The sequence below is a fragment of the Microbacterium oleivorans genome (assembly GCF_001691565.1).
In the GTDB taxonomy this organism is placed as follows: domain Bacteria; phylum Actinomycetota; class Actinomycetes; order Actinomycetales; family Microbacteriaceae; genus Microbacterium; species Microbacterium oleivorans_B.
This window is the reverse complement of sequence record NZ_MAYO01000003.1, coordinates 2,168,750-2,186,825: the sequence shown is the minus strand read 5'-3', so window position 1 is coordinate 2,186,825 and position 18,076 is coordinate 2,168,750. Positions and strand designations below refer to the sequence as shown.

The following is an 18,076-nucleotide window of genomic DNA, read 5'->3' as shown; positions in this document are numbered from 1 at the left end:
TCACGCTATTGCGCAGACCCGTGACGCGGAAGACCTGTCTCGACGCCATCCGTCCACGTCAGCCAGCCACCGTCGAGGTTGCGGACGTCGTGGCCGAGCTGCTGCAGGATGCGGCTGGCCGTGTGGCCCCGCTGGCCCACTCTGCAGTGGACGATGAGCGGCGCGTCGGGAAGCTCGCCGTGACGCTCGCGCAGTTCGTCGAGCGGGAGCAGGATCGACCCGGGGATCGAGCCCGCCGCATGCTCGCCGGTCGTGCGCACGTCGACGATCACCGCGCCGGCTGCTCGGGCGGCATCCACCTCGTGCCATTGGATGGTGCGGTCGGCACCCGTCGCCAGGTTCTCGGCGACGTACCCGGCCATGTTGATCCCGTCCTTCGCCGACCCGTACTGCGGGGCGTAGGCGAGTTCCAGTTGAGTGAGAGCGGATGCCGTGAGCCCCGACGTCATGGCGACGGCCAGGACGTCGAGCCGCTTGTCGACTCCCGCCCGCCCCACGAGCTGAGCGCCGAGGATCAGGTCGGTCTCGGGGTCGATCAGCAGTTTCATGGCCATCTGCTCGGCGCCGGGGTAGTACGTCGCGTGCGAGAAGGGGTGAGTGTGCACGACGCGGTGCGCGCGGCCCGCCGCGACGAGTCGGCGTTCGCTCCACCCGACGAGCCCGACGGTGAGGCCGAGCACTCCGACGATCGTGGTGCCCAGCGCCGGCGTCGCGGGAGCCGTGACGGCACCGGCGATGTCGTCGGCCGCGGCGCGCCCGTGCCGGTTCGCGAGGCCGGCCATCGTGACGAGAGTCGCCCGTCCGTCGAGGTGATCGGTCTTCTCGACCGCGTCGCCGACTGCCCACACTCCCGGCGCGCTCGTGCGGTGCCGGTCGTCGACGGCGATTCCGCCCGTCGGGCCGAGCGCGATCCCGGCGGCGTCCGCGATACGCACGTCGGGCCGCACGCCGCGCGCGTCGACGACGAGGTCGGCAGGCACCTCGGTCCCGTCCGACAGGGTCGCACCGCCCGCGTGGATGCTCGACACGGTCGTTCCGGTACGGACGTCGACCCCCGCCTCGTCGAGCGCGCGGTGGACGGGCGCGACCATCTCGGGGTCGAGCGGGCTCAGCACCTGGGACCCTCGCTGCACGACGGTCACGTGTGCGCCGCGCGCGAGGAGGTTCTCGACGGCCTCGATCCCGATGAAGCCCGCCCCCGCGACGATCGCCCGAGGCGACGGGATGCCGTCGAGGACGGCGGTGATCGCGTCGACGTCGTCGACGCTGCGCAGGGTGACCACCGGCATCCCCTCACCCGGGATCGCCTCGGTCGTCGTCGCACCCATCGCGAGCACCAGATCGTCGTAGCGCTCGATGCGGTCGGACCCCGAGTCCAGGTCGCGCACGGTGACGGTCCGCGCCGCCGTGTCGATCGAGACGACCTCGTGGCGCACGTGGACCCGGAGTGCGAAGCGCGAGGCGAGGGATGCTGGTGTCTGCAGCAGCAGCGACGACCGGTCCTCGATCACGCGGCCGACGAAGTAGGGGAGTCCGCAGTTCGCGAACGAGACATAGGAGCCCCGCTCGAAGACGACGATCTCGCGGCTCTCGTCGAGCCGTCGCAGGCGGGTGGCCGCCGACATCCCCGCGGCGACACCCCCGATGATGATGGTGCGCATGGATCAACTATACCCCCGGGGGTATCTCGACGTAGCCGATGCTTGTCATATTGCCCACCAACCGGTGTCCGGCGGGCAACGTTTGTGTCACCTTCCTACGGAGGGGGTGACTGTACAGGTTGCGAGGGCTAGGTTGGGGAAGGACCGGCGGACGTGTCGCCGGCAACAATCAGTAAGGCAGTTCATGAGCGTCAGCGGTACCGTCAAGTGGTTCAACTCGGAAAAGGGCTTCGGGTTCATCGCCCCCGATGAAGGCGGCGCCGACGTCTTCGCCCACTACTCAGCCATCGAATCTTCGGGCTACCGCTCGCTGGAAGAGAACCAGCGAGTCGAGTTCGACATCGCCCAGGGCCCCAAGGGCCTGCAGGCGGAGAACATTCGCCCCGTCTGAGGTTTCACACCTCAGCAGTGAGGAGCAGGCGGCGGAGTTCGGCCATCGTGTCGACCGCCGCCTGCGCCCCCTCACTCTCGTGGGGCCAACTGAAGCCCCACCGTACGAAAATGACGGGGACGCCGTTCGCGGCGGCCCCGTCGACGTCGTGGTGGCGGTCGCCGATGAGAATCGGACGGCTGATGTCCGCGCCGGCCGCCTTCAGGCGCCGGAGTGCTTCGGCCACGATGTCGGCCTTCGTGGCGAGTGTCATCTCATCCGGTGTTGCACCGGCCATGGCTTGCATGTGCTCGGACAGTCCGAAGTGCTCCATGAGTGCGACGACCTGAACCTCGGGCTTCGAGCTCGCCGTCGCCTGTGGAACGCCCGCCGCGGCGACGTCCGCGATCAGCTCCCCGACGCCCGGGTAGAGCTCGACGTTCGCGGTGTACCCGTCGGCCCTGCCGAGAGCCCGGTAATAGGTGACCGCTTCGGTGGCCTGTTCCGGCGTCATTCCGACGTTCTTCTGGAACGAGTCGTACATGGGCGGCCCGATCCAGTGGACCAGCTCCGCGCGCGTCGGCGCCGGGTATCCGAAGTGGGTCAGACAGCGGTCGAGGCGGCTGAGGATGCCGACGGACGCGTCGACGATGGTGCCGTCGACGTCCCAGAGGATGCAGGACCAGGGGGAGCGCGTCGTCATGCGACCAGCCTACGGGGACGGATGCCGCGGGTAGGCTCGTCGCCGTGCGTCTCGTCATCGCCCGCTGCTCCGTCGACTACACCGGTCGCCTGAACACGCATCTGCCCCCCGCCACCCGTCTCATCATGGTCAAGGCGGACGGGACGGTCGCGTTCCACCGCGACATCCAGCACCAGCCGCTGAACTGGATGAGCCCGCCGTGCACCCTCACGGTCATCGAGCCCGGCGAGGACGACATCGACGTGGTCGAGAAGTGGCGCGTCACCCACGCCAAGACCGGCGATGAGCTGACGATCCGCATCTACGAGGTGCTCCACGACTCCTCGCACGAACTCGGCGTGGATCCGGGTCTTGTGAAGGACGGCGTCGAGGCCGACCTGCAGCGACTGCTCGCCGAGCAGGTGGGCGTGATCGGCGAGAACCTCACGCTCGTGCGTCGCGAGTTCCCCACGGCGATCGGACCGGTCGACCTTCTGCTGCGCAACCCCGAAGGCGGCACGATCGCCGTCGAGGTCAAGCGCCGCGGCGACATCGACGGGGTCGAGCAGCTCACCCGCTATCTCGAACTCCTGGGCCGAGACCCCCACCTCGCTCCCGTGACCGGGGTGTTCGCCGCTCAGGAGATAAAGCCGCAGGCCAAGGTCCTGGCCACCGATCGCGGCATCCGCTGCGTCACGCTGGACTACGACGAGATGAAGGGCATCGAGTCGGGGGCGCCCCGCCTGTTCTGATCCGCGTTCAGTGGCTCGTGCCGCGGGTTCCGGGCAACGGCTTCGCCGCACCGGAGGCGAAGCCGGATGCCGCGACGAGGGCGGCGACGATGAACAGGGTGTTCAACAGGCCGATGTGCGTGCTGATGAGGCCGAGGACCGGCGGTCCGCACAGGAATGCGATGTAACCGATCGTCGCTGCCGCACTCACTCGCGCGGCCGCGCGAGCCGGATCATCGGCCGCAGCAGACATGCCGAGCGGGAAGCCGAGCGACGCTCCGATGCCCCAGAGGGCCGCGCCGACGAAGACGAGCGGCAGATTCGGGGCCAGGATGAACAGCAGGATGCCGACCACGGCGGTCGCGGCGAGGACCCGCAGCGTCGCGACACGGCCGAAGCGGTCGACGAGCGGGCCGCCGAAGACGCGCACGACCGTCATGGCGATCGAGAACACGGTGAGCGCGGCCGCGCCCAGCGCCGGGCCGCCGCGGTGGTCCTCACTCACGCCGAGTGCCAGCCAGTCGTTGGCGCCGCCCTCCGCGAACGCCATGCCGAGCATGACGATCCCGAGCACGTACGTGCGCGGCTCGCGCCAGGCGGACAGTGCCGTCGACAGCCGGTCCCGCCAGCCGGTGGGTACATCCTCCGCCGATCCGGAGTCGCGGTGCGGGACGTAGGCGAACGCGATGAACGCGAGCACCACGATGGAGATAGCGACGACGGCGGTGTGCGGGAAGACGTCGATCCGTCGGCTCGCGGCGAGAGCCCCGATGCCGGCGCCGATCACGGTGCCCAGGCTGAAGAAGGCGTGGAACAGCGGCAGGATCGTCTTCTTCACCTCGACCTCGATCGCTGCGCCGTCGACGTTCATCAGGACGTCGAGGGTGCCGTTCCCGAAACCGAACAGCGCGAGCCCGATGAGGACCAGGGGGAGCGAGGGCACCACGTCGGTCCCGATCCCGATGAGGAAAAGGCCTGCCGACAGGACGATCATGACGCCGAGCATGCCGAGCCGCGTGCCCAGTCGGGCCGCGATGAGCGAGGCGAGCGAGAGCCCCACGATCGACGCGGCACCCATGCCGAGCAGCAGGAGTCCGATGGTGGCGTTGTCTATGCCGAGGGACGCTTTGATCGACGGCACCCGCGATGCCCATGTCGCGATGCTCAAACCGCTCGCGGTGAAGATCGCGAACACGGCGAGGCGCCAGGTCCACAGGCGTGCGGAAGTGAGCTCGAGGGTCATGAGGGTCACTCTAGCGGGATCCCCGAATCGATTCGACAATCGCAATCGTGCGGCTACGATCGAAGGCATGAGCAGCCGCCGAGCGACGATCTCGGATGTCGCGCGCGAAGCCGGAGTGTCGGCCTCGACGGCATCCGTCGTCTTCAGCGGCAAGGTCGCCGTCTCCGACGCGACCCGCGCCAAGGTGATGCAGGCGGCCGACGCCCTCGGGTACACGGGTCCCGACCCCCGCGCGGCGTCGCTGCGCACGGGTCGCGCCGGCGTTGTCGCGGTGCTCTTCCGCGAGCGTCTCGGCATCGCATTCCGCGACCCCGTGACCACCGAGATGATGGACGGACTCACCGACGCCCTCAGCCCGATCGGGGCCGGGATTCTCCTCCTCACCGACGAGGGCCCGGCCGAATCGGGTCCGACCCTCACGACCGCGCCCCTGGACGCGGCGATCCTCCTCGGGTGCAATGAGATCCTGCGGTCTTCGGTCGACGTGCTCCGCCGCCGCGGCATCCCGGTCGTCGTGATCGAGGGTGATGCCGGAGCCGACGTTCCGCGGGTGCTGCTCGACAACGTCGAGGCGCAACGGACCGCCGCCGAACACCTGCGTTCCCTCGGACACGAGGACGTGGCGCTGGTGACGCTGACGAAGGATGCCTCCCGTCCCCGGGGCTTCCTCGACGACCCCTCGCGGATCACCGTCGACGTCACGCGCGATCGACTGCTCGGCGCGCGGGAGGTCTTCCCCGAGGCTCCCGCGTACGCGGTCCGCGAGAGCTCGATCGACGAGGGACTCGCGGCAGGCCGTGTCCTGCTCTCGGGGCATCGCCCGACCGCGATCATCGCGCAGAGCGACCTTCTGGCGGCCGGGGTGATCCGTGCCGCTGAGGAGGCCGGCCTCCGGGTTCCCGAGGACTTGAGCGTGACCGGCTTCGACGGCATCACCGTGGACGGTCTCGCGCCGTACGTGCTCACGACGCTCGCGCAGGACGCGAGCGCGAAGGGCCGCGCGGCGGGGGAGGCCGTCGTCGCGATGCTCGAGGGCCGGGAGCCGGCATCCCTCACCCTCACCTGCACATTCCGAAAAGGGAACACGACCGCTCCGATATCGGGCTGACCTGGGAACCGGCCGGGCACCGCCTATCCCTCAGCCGGTAGACTGGAATCCTCGACCCCCGCGATGCACAAGGAGGCCAGGTTGCTGATCCTCCTCGCGGCGTTTGCGCTCATACCGCTCGTCCTTCCGATGCTCGTGGCACGGTTCGGATCGCGCACCTTCATCGTCGCGGCGCTCGTTCCGATCGCCGCGTTCGTGCACACCGCGTTCCAGGCGCCCCGAGTGCTGGGCGGCGATATCCCGTTCGAGACATACGTCTGGATCCCGGATCTGAAGGTCCAGCTGTCGATGCGGATGGACGTCCTCGGCTGGGTCATGGCGCTCATCGTCACCGGTGTCGGCGCACTGGTGATGCTGTACTGCCGCTGGTACTTCGCCGGTAAGCGCGAGGGCCTCGCGACATTCTCGGCCGTCCTCCTGGCCTTCGCGGGCGCGATGTACGGCCTCGTGCTGACCGACGACATCGTCGTCCTCATCATGCTGTGGGAGGTCACGAGCGTCCTGTCGTACCTGCTCATCGGCTTCTACCACCGCCGCGGTGCGAGTCGCCGCGCCGCCCTCCAGGCCCTCCTCGTGACGACGCTGGGCGGACTCGTCATGCTCATCGGCGTCGTCATGCTCGTCGTCCTCTACGGCACGACGAGCATCACCACGATGATCGAGACGGGCCCTGTCTTCCAGGGCGCCGAGGCCGTCGCGTTGGACGCCGCGATCATCATGCTGCTGGTCGGCGCCCTGAGCAAGTCCGCCATCTTCCCGTTCCACTTCTGGCTGCCCGGTGCGATGGCGGCCCCCACGCCGGTGAGCGCGTATCTGCACGCGGCCGCGATGGTGAAGGCCGGCATCTATCTCATTGCCCGGTTCGCGCCCGCCTTCGCCGACACCGACCCCTGGCGTCCGATCGTCATCGGGCTCGGCATCTTCACGATGCTGCTCGGCGGGTTCCAGGCGATGCGCGAATCCGACCTGAAGCGCATTCTGGCGTTCGGTACCGTCAGCCAGCTCGGCATGCTGACGGTGGTCCTCGGGTACGGCGAACGCAACAGCGCGCTCGCGGGTCTCGCGCTCCTGGTCGGGCATGCCCTCTTCAAGTCGGCGCTCTTCCTCGTCGTCGGGGTCATCGACCGCCAGCTGAGCACACGTGACATCGGGGAGCTGTCCGGAGTGGGACGGCAGGCGCCGACGCTCGCGACCTTCACGATCATCGCGATCGCCTCGATGGCCGGCGTCGCCCCCACGGTCGGCTTCGTGGCGAAGGAAGCGGCGCTCACCTCCTTCCTCGAAGGCGGCGCGTCGCCGGCGGCTCTCATCCCCCTCGTCGGGATCCTCGGGGGCTCCGCTCTGACGGCGGCGTACGGCATCCGTTTCGTGTGGGGCGCCTTCTGGACGAAGAAGGATGCCTCCGGTGCGCCCCGCGAGCGCACGGAGTGGCCCGATCCGCCGATCGGCTTCCTCGTGGCCCCCGTCGTCCTCAGCGGATTGACGATGGTCGCCGGTGCGACGGCGCCGCTCCTCGACGCGGGCCTCGCGGGCTACGCCGACAGCATCCCGCTCGAGGAGGGCGGCAAGGAGTACCACCTCGCCCTCTGGCACGGGTGGGAGCCCGCGCTCTTCCTGTCGCTCGGCTCGATCGCCCTGGGTGCGCTGCTGTTCTGGATCACGCAGCGCCGGCCGCTGAAGGCCCGCATGCTGCCGTTCACCGCGAACGACGTCTACAACCTGTCCCTGCGCGGCGTCGCGAAGGTCTCGGTCTGGACGACCTCGCTCACTCAGCGCGGTTCCCTGCCGTTCTACGTCGGCACGATCTTCGTCGTCTTCATCGCCGCGGAGGCGACAGCCCTCGTGGCCTCGAGCGAGTGGCGCATCGCCGTCGACGCGTGGCAGAGTCCGGCGCAGCTCCTCGCCGCTCCCGTCATGATCCTCGCCGGGGTCGTGGCGATCCGCGCTCGCAAGCGCTACACGGGCGTCGTGCTCGTCTCGGTCACGGGTCTCGGCATGGTGCTCCTGTTCGCGACCAGCGGCGCTCCCGATCTCGCGCTGACGCAGATCCTCGTGGAGACGGTGACCCTCATCGCGTTCGCGCTCGTGCTGCGGCGCATCCCCGCCCGGCTGGGCGACCACAACGCTTCGGTGCTGCCGGTCGTGCGCGCCGTCATCGGCATCGGCGTCGGTGTGACGATGGCGGCCGTCGCCCTCATCGCCACGGGGGCCCGCGTCGCCGACCCCGTCTCTGGCCCGTTCCCCGACCTCGCCTACGAGATCGGCCACGGCAAGAACGTCGTCAACGTGACCCTCGTGGACCTGCGCGGGTGGGACACGATGGGCGAGTTGTCGGTCCTCATCCTCGCGGCGACAGGCGTGGCATCCCTCGTCTTCGTCACCAACCGCTCCGACAGCCGTGTCCTGCCCTCACTTCCGACGAGCTCCGGACGCAGTCGCCGTCCGCTCGTCGAGACGGCCGACGGCCCGCGTCCCCGCTCGACGGCACCGGGCTCGACCCGTCAGGCGTGGCTCGTGGGCGGTCTGAAGGTGAAGCCCGAGAACAGATCGCTTCTGCTCGAAGTGATCGTGCGCGTCCTCTTCCACTCGATCATCGTCGTCTCGGTCTACCTGCTCTTCGCCGGCCACAACCTCCCCGGCGGCGGTTTCGCGGGCGGCCTCGTCGCCGGAATGGCCCTCGTGATGCGCTACGTCGCCGGCGGACGGTGGGAGCTGGGTGCGGCCGCGCCGACGGATGCCGGTCGGCTTCTGGGCGCGGGCATGGTCCTCGCACTCTCGTGCGCGATCGTGCCGCTGTTCTTCGGCGCGGCTCCCCTCACGAGCACGTACTGGGAGGCGGAGATCCCGCTCCTCGGCGAGGTCGAGTTCGTGACCTCGACGATCTTCGACGTCGGCGTGTACCTCGTCGTCATCGGACTCGTCCTCGACGTGCTGCGTTCGCTCGGCGCCGAGGTCGACCGGCAGACTCAGGCCCAGCGGGATCGGGTGAGCGCATGACCGTTTCGCTCGTCCTCGTCATCATCATGGGTGCGCTCTTCGCCGCCGGCGTCTACGCGATGCTCGAGCGCAGCCTCACGCGCGTGCTCATCGGCTTCCTGCTCCTGGGCAACGCCGCGAACCTCTTCCTCCTGATCGTCATGGGTGCTCCCGGCGTCGCCCCCTTCTTCGGCAGCAACGCCGACGGCGAGGCGTTCAGCGACCCGCTGCCCCAGGCCCTGTCGCTGACGGCCATCGTGATCACGTTCGCGATCTCGTCGTTCCTGCTCGCCCTCATCTACCGCTCGTGGCAACTGGGACAGGCCGACACGGTCGCCGACGACGAGGCCGACCGCGAGGTGCGCGAACGCGGCGCCCGCGACGAAGAGACGATGGACGACGAGATCACCGACGAGGACGACGACGCCACGACCGACTTCATCGGGACGGAGACCTCCCCCATCGTGATCCTCCACGCGCAGGACATCGCCGAACTGCGCGACGACGCTCCCACGGACAAGCCGGGAGGGCCGCGATGACCGCCCTCGTCCCGCTGCTCGTCACGCTGCCTCTCCTCGGGGCGGGCATCGCGCTGATCTTCGGTCGTCGCCGTCGGGTGCAGGTCGGGGTCTCCATCGTCACCCTCACGGTCGCCGCTGCCGTCGCCGCCGTGCTGCTGTACTACGTCGACATCAGCGGGATGCCGCTGGCCGTGTCGGTCGGCGGCTGGCCGATCCCCTTCGGCATCGTCCTGTACGTCGACCGCCTCGCGGCCCTCCTCGTGCTCGTCTCGAGCATCGTGCTCCTGGCCGTCCTCCTTTTCTCCGTGGGTCAGGGTGCCGCGGACGGTGACGAGGAGACGCCGGTCTCGATCTTCCACCCGTCGTACCTGATCCTCGCGGCCGGCATCTTCAACGCGTTCATCGCGGGCGACCTCTTCAACCTGTACGTCGGATTCGAGATCCTTCTCGTCGCGTCGTACGTGCTCATCACGCTGGGGTCCACCGAGTCCCGCATCCGCACCGGCGTCGTCTACATCGTCGTCTCGCTGGTGTCGTCGATCCTGTTCCTCGCAGCCATCGCGGCGATCTACGGCGCGCTCGGCACCGTCAACATGGCGCAGCTCGCCGATCGGATGGGCGAGCTCCCCGACGAGGTGCAGTTGGTCCTCCACCTGATGCTGCTGCTCGCCTTCAGCATCAAGGCCGCGGTCTTCCCGCTGTCGTTCTGGCTGCCGGACTCCTACCCGACGGCGCCGGCGCCGGTCACCGCGGTCTTCGCCGGATTGCTCACCAAAGTGGGCGTCTACGCGATGATCCGCACCGAGACGCAGATCTTCCGCGACAACGACGTGAACCAGCTGCTGCTGATCGTCGCGCTCGCCACCATGGTCGTCGGCATCCTCGGCGCCGTCGCCCAGGCCGAACTCAAGCGCATCCTGTCCTTCACCCTCGTGAGTCACATCGGGTACATGGTCTTCGGGCTCGCGATCGCGACACCCGCCTCGCTGGGCGCCACGATCTACTACATGGTCCACCACATCGTGGTGCAGACGACGCTCTTCCTCGCGGTCGGTCTCGTCGAGCGTCGCGCCGGATCGACGTCGATCCTGAAGGTCAAGGGCCTCATGCGCGCGGCACCGCTGCTGGCGGTCCTCTACTTCATCCCGGCGATCAACCTCGGCGGGCTGCCGCCCTTCTCGGGGTTCATCGGGAAGTACGCGCTGTTCGATGCGGCCGCCGCCGTCGGCACGCCGATCATGTACGCGCTGATCGTCGCCGGCATCCTGACGTCGCTCCTGACCCTTTACGCCCTCATGCGCGCCTGGAACCTGTCGTTCTGGCGCGAGGAGGAGGATCAGGCCGAAGAATCCGGCGTCGTCGATCGGATCTCCTACCTCGGCGACGCTCCCGCGGCCGGAGTGCAGACCGAACGGCGCGTCATCCCGCGCATCATGACCGCGTCGACGACGGGGATGGTCGCCGTCACCATCGCGCTCACCGTCTTCGCCGGTCCGCTGTACCACCTGTGCGCGAGCATCGGCGCCGCACTGCCGTACCCCGTGAGCCTCACCCAGCTGCAGGACGAGGTGAACGATGGGAACTGACCTCCGCCGCAGTGCGCTGACCGGCATCTGGCGACAGTTGCCGTTCTTCCTGTGGCTCGTCGCGCTCTGGATGCTGCTGTGGGGCCAGTTCACGGTGCTCGCCTTCCTGACCGGCGTCGTCGTCGCCGTCTTCGTGACGAGCGTCTTCCGCCTGCCGCCCGTCGAGCTGTCGGGGCGACTCAACCCGTGGTGGCTGCTCGTCTTCATGCTGCAGTTCCTCGGCGCGGTCGTGAAGGGCTCACTCGTCGTCGCCTGGCAGGTCGTCTCGCCGCGGCGGCAGCCCGGTGTCTCGGTCGTCGCCGTGCCGCTCGTGACCGACGACGATCTGATCATGGCTCACGTCGGGGTGACGGCATCCCTCATCCCGGGATCGCTCGTCCTCGAGACCGACCGTGATCGCCGCATCCTGTACCTGCACGTCCTCGGGGCGTCGACGGATGCCGAGGTCGAGGAGCAGCGCCGGATGGTGCAGCGCTGGGAGGCGCGGCTCGTACGCGCGGTCGGCTCGCGGGCGCAGCTCGAGGCGATCCGCGCCTCGCAGGCCGGTGCCGCGGGCGTCCGCACCCGCGTGAAGGAGGAGAGCTCGTGACCACCGTCCTCATCGTCCTCATCTGCGCCGTCTTCGGCGTCGCCGCCCTCATGACCGTCTGGCGCATCATCATCGGTCCCTCGATCCTCGACCGCGCGGTCGCGTCCGATGTGCTGCTGACGCTCCTCATCTGCGCCCTGGGCGCCGAGATGGCCGTCAACCACCACACCCGCACACTCCCGGTGCTGCTCATCGTCGCGGCCGTCGGGGTGTTCGGGTCGGTGTCGATCGCGCGCTTCGTGGCCCGCCGCGACTCGGAGGTCGATCGATGAGCGAGATCCTCCACGTCGTCGCCCTGCTGCTGATCCTCGTCGGGGCGCTGCTGTGCCTCACAGCCGCCATCGGTCTGATGCGGTTCCGGGACGTCCCCACGAGGCTCCACGCCGCGACGAAGCCCCAGGTGCTGGGGCTGCTCCTGATCGCAATCGCGGTCGGACTCGAGCTGCAGTCGTGGGCGGTCGTCGCCTTCCTCGTCCCTGTGCTGCTCATCCAGTTCGCGACCGCACCGCTGTCTGCGCACATGGTCGGTCGGCAGGCCTACCGCAACGGCACGATCGACCGCCGGAACCTCCACGTCGACGAGCTCGCGGAGGCGAAGGAGACGCCGCCCGCGGCGGGCGGCTGACTCACCCGATCAGGCTCGGCTGCAGGTCGCGAACCGTGCGGCGGAACGTCATCCGCGTCACGCCCGCGGCCGCGACCACGAGGGCGCCGACCAGCCAGGTCGCCAGGACCGCGGCATCCGTCCAGGCGCGCCCGGCCACCCCGCCGTACATGACCTGCCGCATCGCGTCGACGACGTAGCCCATCGGCAGGACGTGGTGCAGCGCCGCGAGGGGCGCCGGCAGGGTCTGCCACGGGAACGTGCCGCCCGCGGTGACCAGCTGCAGCACCATGAGCACGAGTCCGACGAACTGCCCCACCGAGCCCAGCCAGACGTTCAGGGCGAGGATGATGGCCGCGAACGTCGCCGAGGCCAGGAGCAGGATGCCGAGGGTCGGCAGCGGATGCGTGAACGAGAAGCCCAGCGCGATCGAGAGCACGCCGAACAGCGACACCATCTGCACCGCGCCGAGCGCCGCCGGCGTGAGCCACCCGGCGAGGGTGACGCGGATGGGGGACCGGAGCGCCGTGACCGCGCGCTTCGAGATCGGCTTCACGATGAGGAACAGGGCGTAGATGCCGATCCATCCGGCGAGGGCTGCGAAGAACGGGGCCAGTCCCGCGCCGTAGTTCTGCGCCTGGGTGACCGAGGCCTCCGAGATCCCGACCGGCTCCGACAGGGTCGAGGCCTGCGCCTTGCGGGTGTCGGGACCGTCGTCGGGCAGCTTCTGCGCACCGTCCTGCAGTCCGTCGCGGAGCTTCGCGGCGCCGTCGTCGAGTTTCCGGATGCCGGAGGCCAGGGTGTGGGCTCCCTTGTCGAGCTTGTGCGCACCGGCGTCGGCGCTCGTGACCCCGTCGGCGAGGGTGTGCGCACCGGTCGCGGCCGTCGCCGCTCCCGACGCGAGCTTCGCGCTGCCGTCGGCGACCCGCGCGGCGCCGTCGTCCAGCCGGTCGATCTGTGCGACGGCTTGCTGGACACGCGCGTCGAGATCGGCGACGCGCGTGCCGATCGGGTCGACGACGTCCAGGACCTGCGCGATCTGGGCGGCGTCGAGCCCCTGGTCCTGGAGTCGCGCCGTCAGGTCGCTGCGCAGCGACGGGACCGCGGATGTGACGCGGTCGGCTGCGGAGCCCACCCGGTCGGCGACGCTCCGCAGCTTCGCCGTACCGCCGGAGACCTGTTTTGCGCCCGAGGTGAGGTCGCGCAGCCCGCCGGCGAGGGTGTCGACACCCGACGCGAGCGAGTCGGCGCCGCTCCGGAGCTTCGTGGTTCCGTCCGCGAGGGTGGCGGCACCGCCGGCGAGCGAGTCGGCGCCGTCGCCGGCGCTGCCGAGGCCGTCGGTGAGCTGACCGGCCCCGTCGGCCGCGTCGAGGAGTTTCACCCGAACGGTGTTGAGCGCGTCGAGCATCGTGAGGCCGGCTTCGCGGACGACCTTCTCGGTGACCGTCGTGCGGATCCGCGAGACCGCCTGGGATCCGATCGTCGAGGCGAGGTAGTTGTTGGCGTCGTTGGTGGTCAGGTCGATCTCGGCTTGACGGGGGTGCTTCGAGGAGATGGAGGCGACGGAGGCGGTGAAGTCGGCGGGGAGCGTGACGGCGAAGTCGAACGAGCCGTCATCGAGGCCGCGTCGGGCACCGGCGGCATCCACTTCGTGCCAGTCGAAGCTGCCGTCCTCGAGCAGGGAGTCCGCGACCTCGTCGCCGAGGTTGCGGTCGGCGCCGTTGAGGGTGGCGCCGTCGTCCTGCACGACGAGGGCGACCGGGACCTCGGACAGGTTGCCGTACGGGTCCTGGTTGGCCCACAGGTACAGGCCGCCGTAGAGGACCGGCACGAGGATGAGCGCGATGAGGGCGATGACCCGCATGCGGGTCGAGGTGAGGCGGCGCAGCTCGGCCGCGAACAGAGCGGGGATCTTCACGAGAGGATGCCTTCGGTAGACGTGGGGGCGAGAGCGCCGCGCCGGGGGCGCAGGGCCGAGGTCGCGCGGATGCGGGGACGACCGACGCGTCCGCGCGGGACGGGCGGCTCCGCCTCGAGGGCAGTGGCGGCGGCTGTGCCGGCGACGACGAGGACGGCGAAACCGCGGGCGGCGAAGTCCTGGGCGATCCGCTGCCAGTGCCGGGGGTCGCCGCCGTGACGGTCGGGGGAGACGAGGACGAGCGCCTCGATGCCGCGTCGGAGGGCGGCGAGTTCGAGCAGCATCCGGATGCGGTCGTCGGCGTCGAGCTGGCCGATCGGCGTGCGGGCGAGGGTGCGCCAGCCGTGCTCGTCGAGCCACCGGCGAGCCGAGAGGGGATCGGCGCGGCGTCCGGCGAACATGAGTTCCTCCTCGACCACGCCCACGACGGCGACGTCGGGAGCCGGGTCGTTGACGTCGGGGGCGTCGACGAGGGCGACGACCTTCCGCATCCGCCGCGGGCTGCGGCGTCCATCGATCGTGACGGTGCCGCTGTCGGGGCGCATGCGTCCGCTGGCGATGAGTCCCAGCACGGACGGGCGCTGCTCGGTCTCGGCGGTGGCGAGGGTGACGCGACCGGAGGTGAACGTCGCATCCGTTGCGGGCAGGATGCCGCCCCTCCTCCCCTTCGCGACGTGGTCGAGGACGATCTTCACGCGCGGGCCCCCTCCAGTACGTCGTCCGCCTCGCGCCACCCGAGGCCGGCGACGCCCAGAATCGTCCGCACGGCGACCGAGGACGCTTCAGGGCGAGCCGTGTCGAGCCGGGTGATGACGGTGCGCGCCGCCTCCTCGATCAGTCGCGCGACGGTCGCGGCGGGCATGTCGGTGCGGATGGTGCCCTCTTCGCGACCCCGCGTCACGATGCTGAGGACCCGACGACGCACGGGGGTGAGCACCGCGGCCGTCTCTTCGATGTGCGAATCGTCGAGTGCGACCGTCGCGGCGAACTGCACGTCGGCCGCGACGTCCCACAGGGCGAGGGCGAGGCGGGCGAGGGCGAGGGGCGCGGGTCCGCCGTCGTCGACGCCGTCGGCGAGGTCGTTGAAGCGTTCGGCGCCGCCGAGGATCATGGCGCGCAACAGCGTGTCACGGTCGTCGAAGTGTCCGTAGAGGGCGCGGCGGCTGAGCCCTGCGGCGCGCGCTATGGCGTCGATCGGAGCGTGGGGGTCTCGGGCGATGGTGGCCGCTGCCGCCGCGAGGATGTCCGCGCGATTCGACGCGGCATCCTTTCTCGGACGACGCGGCGATGCGGTCGTGGTCACCCCACGATCGTACGAAGTTGCACAAGTGTGTGCAACTTAATTCAGCGACCTCTCAGTCGGCGCCGAAGTCGAAGGATGCCGAATCGCCCGCCTCGTCGATGGCGCCCGCGAGCTGGTCGACCTCACCGGAGCCTCCCGTGATGGCGTCCGCGCCGCCCTGCTCGAGCTCACCCACGAGCTCGGCGGTCGCGCCGCCGATCATGCCGAGCGAGACGAAATGCTCGAGGCGGGCGCGCGAGTCGGCGATGTCGAGGTTGCGCATCGTCAGCTGGCCGATGCGGTCGGTCGGGCCGAAGGCGGCGTCGCCGACGCGTTCCATCGAGAGCTTCTCGGGGGAGTACGAGAGGTTGCGGCTCTCGGTGTTCAGGATCGTGTAGTCCTCGCCGCGGCGCAGGCGCAGCGTCACGGTGCCGCTGATCGCGGAGCCCACCCAGCGCTGGATCGACTCGCGGAGCATGAACGACTGCGGCTCGAGCCAGCGGCCCTCGTACATGAGCCGGCCGAGGCGCCGACCCTGCTCGTGGTACGTGGCGAGGGTGTCCTCGTTCAGGATGCCGTTGACGAGGCGCTCGTAGGCGATGAACAGCAGTGCCATGCCCGGCGCCTCGTAGATGCCGCGCGACTTCGCCTCGATGATGCGGTTCTCGATCTGGTCGCTCATGCCGAGGCCGTGGCGCCCGCCGATCTCGTTCGCAGCCATGACCAGGGCCACGGCATCCGAGTACTCGACACCGTTGATCGCGACGGGACGCCCCGCCTCGAAGGTGACCGAGACGTCCTCGGTCTCGATCTCGACCGCCGGGTCCCAGAAGCGGACGCCCATGATGGGCTCGACGATCTCGAGCGAGACGTCGAGGTGCTCGAGGGTCTTCGCCTCGTGGGTGGCGCCCCAGATGTTCGCGTCGGTGGAGTACGCCTTCTCGACCGAGTCGCGGTACGGGAACCCATGGGCGACGAGCCACTCGCTCATCTCGGTGCGTCCGCCGAGCTCGGTGACGAAGTCGGCGTCGAGCCAGGGCTTGTAGATGCGCAGCGCGGGGTTGGCGAGCAGGCCGTAGCGGTAGAACCGCTCGATGTCGTTTCCCTTGTAGGTGGAGCCGTCGCCCCAGATGTCGACGCCGTCCTCCTTCATGGCCCGGACGAGCATCGTGCCGGTGACGGCACGGCCGATGGGCGTCGTGTTGAAGTAGGTGCGACCGCCCGAGCGGATGTGGAAGGCGCCGCATGAGAGGGCGACGAGGCCCTCTTCGACCATCATCGGCTTGCAGTCGATGAGACGGGAGCCCTCGGCGCCGTACTGAAGGGCGCGGCCGGGGATCGACGCGATGTCGTCCTCGTCGTACTGGCCGAGGTCACCGGTGTAGGTGAACGGGACGGCGCCCTTGTCACGCATCCAGGCGACGGCGACCGAGGTGTCGAGACCCCCCGAGAAGGCGATGCCGACGCGCTCGCCGACGGGCAGGGACTGAAGGACCTTCGACATGGTCCCCATCCTATCGAGGGGGCCGTGCCGCGATCGGCGGGGTTACGTGCGGCCCGGGGTGCACGGTCCGTGCCTCACCTCGACATGTGAATGCTCACATCGCTCAGGCTCGCGCGGAAGCATCCACGCGGGCCGCGACGTAGCCTACCGCCGCGTTACGCAAATGTTACCGCTCACAATCTAGCGCCGCGAGAAATGTGAAGGCTAACATTCGAGCAACCGAAGGCCACGGCGGCCCGGAACACCGGCGGTGAGCCGGACCCGAACAAGGAGGTTTTGGGATGAAGAAGACTGTTTTCGCGGCAGCGGCCATGCTGGGGGCACTGGCGCTCGTCGCCACCGGTTGCGCAGGCAACACCGCACCGGGCGCAGGCGGCAACGGCGGGGGCGGCGACCTGATCAAGGTCGGCTTCGCGCAGACCGGGTCGGAGTCGGGCTGGCGCGCGGCGAACACCGAGTCGATGAAGAAGGCCTTCTCGAAGGAGAACGGCTTCGAGCTGATCTTCAACGCGGCCGACAACAAGCAGGAGGCGCAGATCTCCGCGGTCCGCAACTTCATCAACCAGAGCGTCGACGCGATCGTCATCGCCCCGATCACGGTCGACGGCTGGGATGACGTCCTCAAGGAGGCGAAGGATGCCGGCATCCCGGTCATCCTCGAAGACCGCACGGTCTCGGCCAGCGACGACCTGTACGCGTCGTGGGTCGGTCTCGACTTCGAGCAGGAGGGCCGCACCGCCGGCGAGTGGGTCAAGGAGAACTTCGACGGCAAGGGCGCGAACCTCGTCGTCCTCGAGGGCACGACGGGTTCGTCGGCCGCACTCGACCGTGCCACCGGCTTCAACGAGGCCATCGAGGGCACAGACGTCAAGGTGATGGACTCGCAGACGGGTGACTTCACCCGTGACGGCGGCAAGAAGGTCATGGAGGGCTACCTCCAGAAGTACGGCAAGGACATCAACGTCCTGTTCGCGCACAACGACGACATGGGCCTCGGCGCGCTCGACGCCATCAAGGCGGCAGGTCTGACCCCGGGCAAGGACATCCAGATCGTCACGATCGACGCGGTGAAGGACGGCATGACCGCCCTCGCGAACGGCGAATTCAACTTCATCGTCGAGTGCAACCCGCTGCTCGGCGAGAAGGCGGCCGAGCTCGTCACGTCCGTCGTCGACGGCAAGACCGTCGAGAAGCGCACGATCGTCGAGGACCAGTCGTTCACGCAGGAGCAGGCCGCCGAGGTCCTCGACTCCCGCCCGTACTGATCGGTCGCCACCCCTCACGATCCGCTCGGATCACCG

The 18,076-nt window shown here is 69.4% G+C and carries 17 protein-coding genes; 10 read left to right on the top strand and 7 right to left on the bottom strand.

The annotated features are described in order from the left end of the window. Positions 1-5: 5 nt before the first annotated feature. Positions 6-1,661 carry an FAD-dependent oxidoreductase gene (locus BBA86_RS13245; protein WP_065571981.1) on the bottom strand — a complete coding sequence of 552 codons (1,656 nt, stop codon included), beginning with the start codon at positions 1,659-1,661 and terminating at the stop codon, positions 6-8. A 184-nt stretch (positions 1,662-1,845) separates the two neighbouring features. On the opposite strand from BBA86_RS13245, the gene BBA86_RS13240 reads away from it, so the two are divergent. Continuing rightward, positions 1,846-2,052 carry a cold-shock protein gene (locus BBA86_RS13240; RefSeq protein WP_018187833.1) on the top strand — a complete coding sequence of 69 codons (207 nt, stop codon included), beginning with the start codon at positions 1,846-1,848 and terminating at the stop codon, positions 2,050-2,052. 4 nt (positions 2,053-2,056) lie between these two features. Here the strand turns inward: BBA86_RS13240 and BBA86_RS13235 are convergent, their stop codons facing one another. Next, positions 2,057-2,734 (bottom strand): HAD hydrolase-like protein, encoded by a 678-nt coding sequence (locus tag BBA86_RS13235; RefSeq protein ID WP_065571980.1) that lies wholly within the window; start codon positions 2,732-2,734, stop codon positions 2,057-2,059. Positions 2,735-2,778: 44 nt separating this feature from the next. Here BBA86_RS13235 and nucS point away from each other — a divergent pair, with 44 nt between their 5' ends. Beyond that, entirely contained in the window at positions 2,779-3,465 is a 687-nt protein-coding gene (gene nucS, locus BBA86_RS13230; protein WP_065571979.1) for an endonuclease NucS, read from the top strand. 7 nt (positions 3,466-3,472) lie between these two features. Here nucS and BBA86_RS13225 read toward each other — a convergent pair whose 3' ends face one another. Further along, positions 3,473-4,687 (bottom strand): MFS transporter, encoded by a 1,215-nt coding sequence (locus tag BBA86_RS13225; RefSeq protein WP_065571978.1) that lies wholly within the window; start codon positions 4,685-4,687, stop codon positions 3,473-3,475. Positions 4,688-4,754: 67 nt separating this feature from the next. Between BBA86_RS13225 and BBA86_RS13220 the strand changes: the two genes are divergently transcribed. From BBA86_RS13220 to mnhG, 7 genes are all read left to right on the top strand, one after another. Further along, entirely contained in the window at positions 4,755-5,795 is a 1,041-nt protein-coding gene (locus BBA86_RS13220) for a LacI family DNA-binding transcriptional regulator (RefSeq protein WP_065571977.1), read from the top strand. A gap of 81 nt (positions 5,796-5,876) precedes the next feature. Further along, the gene (locus BBA86_RS13215; RefSeq protein ID WP_065572322.1) at positions 5,877-8,792 is read left to right on the top strand and encodes a Na+/H+ antiporter subunit A; all 2,916 of its coding nucleotides are present in this window, start codon (positions 5,877-5,879) and stop codon (positions 8,790-8,792) included. After that, on the top strand, positions 8,789-9,310 hold the full coding sequence (locus tag BBA86_RS13210; RefSeq protein ID WP_065571976.1) for a Na(+)/H(+) antiporter subunit C: 522 nt from the start codon (positions 8,789-8,791) through the stop codon (positions 9,308-9,310). The genes BBA86_RS13215 and BBA86_RS13210 overlap by 4 nt, the downstream gene beginning before the upstream one ends. Beyond that, positions 9,307-10,878: a Na+/H+ antiporter subunit D gene (locus BBA86_RS13205; RefSeq protein WP_065571975.1), complete on the top strand. Its 1,572-nt coding sequence runs from the start codon at positions 9,307-9,309 to the stop codon at positions 10,876-10,878. The genes BBA86_RS13210 and BBA86_RS13205 overlap by 4 nt, the downstream gene beginning before the upstream one ends. Beyond that, on the top strand, positions 10,868-11,467 hold the full coding sequence (locus tag BBA86_RS13200) for a Na+/H+ antiporter subunit E (RefSeq protein WP_065571974.1): 600 nt from the start codon (positions 10,868-10,870) through the stop codon (positions 11,465-11,467). The genes BBA86_RS13205 and BBA86_RS13200 overlap by 11 nt, the downstream gene beginning before the upstream one ends. After that, positions 11,464-11,739, top strand: a complete 276-nt coding sequence (locus tag BBA86_RS13195) for a monovalent cation/H+ antiporter complex subunit F (RefSeq protein ID WP_065571973.1) — start codon at positions 11,464-11,466, stop codon at positions 11,737-11,739. The genes BBA86_RS13200 and BBA86_RS13195 overlap by 4 nt, the downstream gene beginning before the upstream one ends. After that, entirely contained in the window at positions 11,736-12,092 is a 357-nt protein-coding gene (gene mnhG, locus BBA86_RS13190) for a monovalent cation/H(+) antiporter subunit G (protein WP_065571972.1), read from the top strand. The genes BBA86_RS13195 and mnhG overlap by 4 nt, the downstream gene beginning before the upstream one ends. A gap of 1 nt (position 12,093) precedes the next feature. Here the strand turns inward: mnhG and BBA86_RS13185 are convergent, their stop codons facing one another. Genes BBA86_RS13185 through argG form a run of 4 tightly spaced genes read right to left on the bottom strand, consistent with a single transcriptional unit; the run spans position 12,094 to position 16,775 of the window. Further along, positions 12,094-13,989, bottom strand: a complete 1,896-nt coding sequence (locus BBA86_RS13185; RefSeq protein ID WP_065571971.1) for a YhgE/Pip family protein — start codon at positions 13,987-13,989, stop codon at positions 12,094-12,096. Further along, a complete protein-coding gene (locus BBA86_RS13180; RefSeq protein WP_065571970.1) occupies positions 13,986-14,684 on the bottom strand; it encodes a hypothetical protein in 699 nt (232 codons plus the stop codon). Before BBA86_RS13180 ends, BBA86_RS13185 begins: the two co-directional genes overlap by 4 nt. Continuing rightward, positions 14,681-15,292 carry a TetR/AcrR family transcriptional regulator gene (locus tag BBA86_RS13175; RefSeq protein WP_065571969.1) on the bottom strand — a complete coding sequence of 204 codons (612 nt, stop codon included), beginning with the start codon at positions 15,290-15,292 and terminating at the stop codon, positions 14,681-14,683. Before BBA86_RS13175 ends, BBA86_RS13180 begins: the two co-directional genes overlap by 4 nt. A gap of 52 nt (positions 15,293-15,344) precedes the next feature. Next, positions 15,345-16,775, bottom strand: coding sequence for an argininosuccinate synthase (gene argG / locus BBA86_RS13170; protein WP_065571968.1), 1,431 nt, complete (start codon positions 16,773-16,775; stop codon positions 15,345-15,347). A gap of 281 nt (positions 16,776-17,056) precedes the next feature. Between argG and BBA86_RS13165 the strand changes: the two genes are divergently transcribed. After that, the gene (locus BBA86_RS13165; protein WP_065571967.1) at positions 17,057-18,040 is read left to right on the top strand and encodes an ABC transporter substrate-binding protein; all 984 of its coding nucleotides are present in this window, start codon (positions 17,057-17,059) and stop codon (positions 18,038-18,040) included. The last annotated feature ends 36 nt before the right edge of the window (positions 18,041-18,076 follow it).

Excerpts from the sequence above, each read along its gene's own strand:
- BBA86_RS13245 (WP_065571981.1), bottom strand. The coding sequence starts at position 1,661 with ATGCGCACCATCATCATCGGGGGTGTCGCCGCGGGGATGTCGGCGGCC.
- BBA86_RS13240 (WP_018187833.1), top strand. The coding sequence starts at position 1,846 with ATGAGCGTCAGCGGTACCGTCAAGTGGTTCAACTCGGAAAAGGGCTTC.
- BBA86_RS13235 (WP_065571980.1), bottom strand. The coding sequence starts at position 2,734 with ATGACGACGCGCTCCCCCTGGTCCTGCATCCTCTGGGACGTCGACGGC.
- BBA86_RS13225 (WP_065571978.1), bottom strand. The coding sequence starts at position 4,687 with ATGACCCTCGAGCTCACTTCCGCACGCCTGTGGACCTGGCGCCTCGCC.
- BBA86_RS13220 (WP_065571977.1), top strand. The coding sequence starts at position 4,755 with ATGAGCAGCCGCCGAGCGACGATCTCGGATGTCGCGCGCGAAGCCGGA.
- BBA86_RS13210 (WP_065571976.1), top strand. The coding sequence starts at position 8,789 with ATGACCGTTTCGCTCGTCCTCGTCATCATCATGGGTGCGCTCTTCGCC.
- BBA86_RS13205 (WP_065571975.1), top strand. The coding sequence starts at position 9,307 with ATGACCGCCCTCGTCCCGCTGCTCGTCACGCTGCCTCTCCTCGGGGCG.
- BBA86_RS13200 (WP_065571974.1), top strand. The coding sequence starts at position 10,868 with ATGGGAACTGACCTCCGCCGCAGTGCGCTGACCGGCATCTGGCGACAG.
- mnhG (WP_065571972.1), top strand. The coding sequence starts at position 11,736 with ATGAGCGAGATCCTCCACGTCGTCGCCCTGCTGCTGATCCTCGTCGGG.
- argG (WP_065571968.1), bottom strand. The coding sequence starts at position 16,775 with ATGTCGAAGGTCCTTCAGTCCCTGCCCGTCGGCGAGCGCGTCGGCATC.
- BBA86_RS13165 (WP_065571967.1), top strand. The coding sequence starts at position 17,057 with ATGAAGAAGACTGTTTTCGCGGCAGCGGCCATGCTGGGGGCACTGGCG.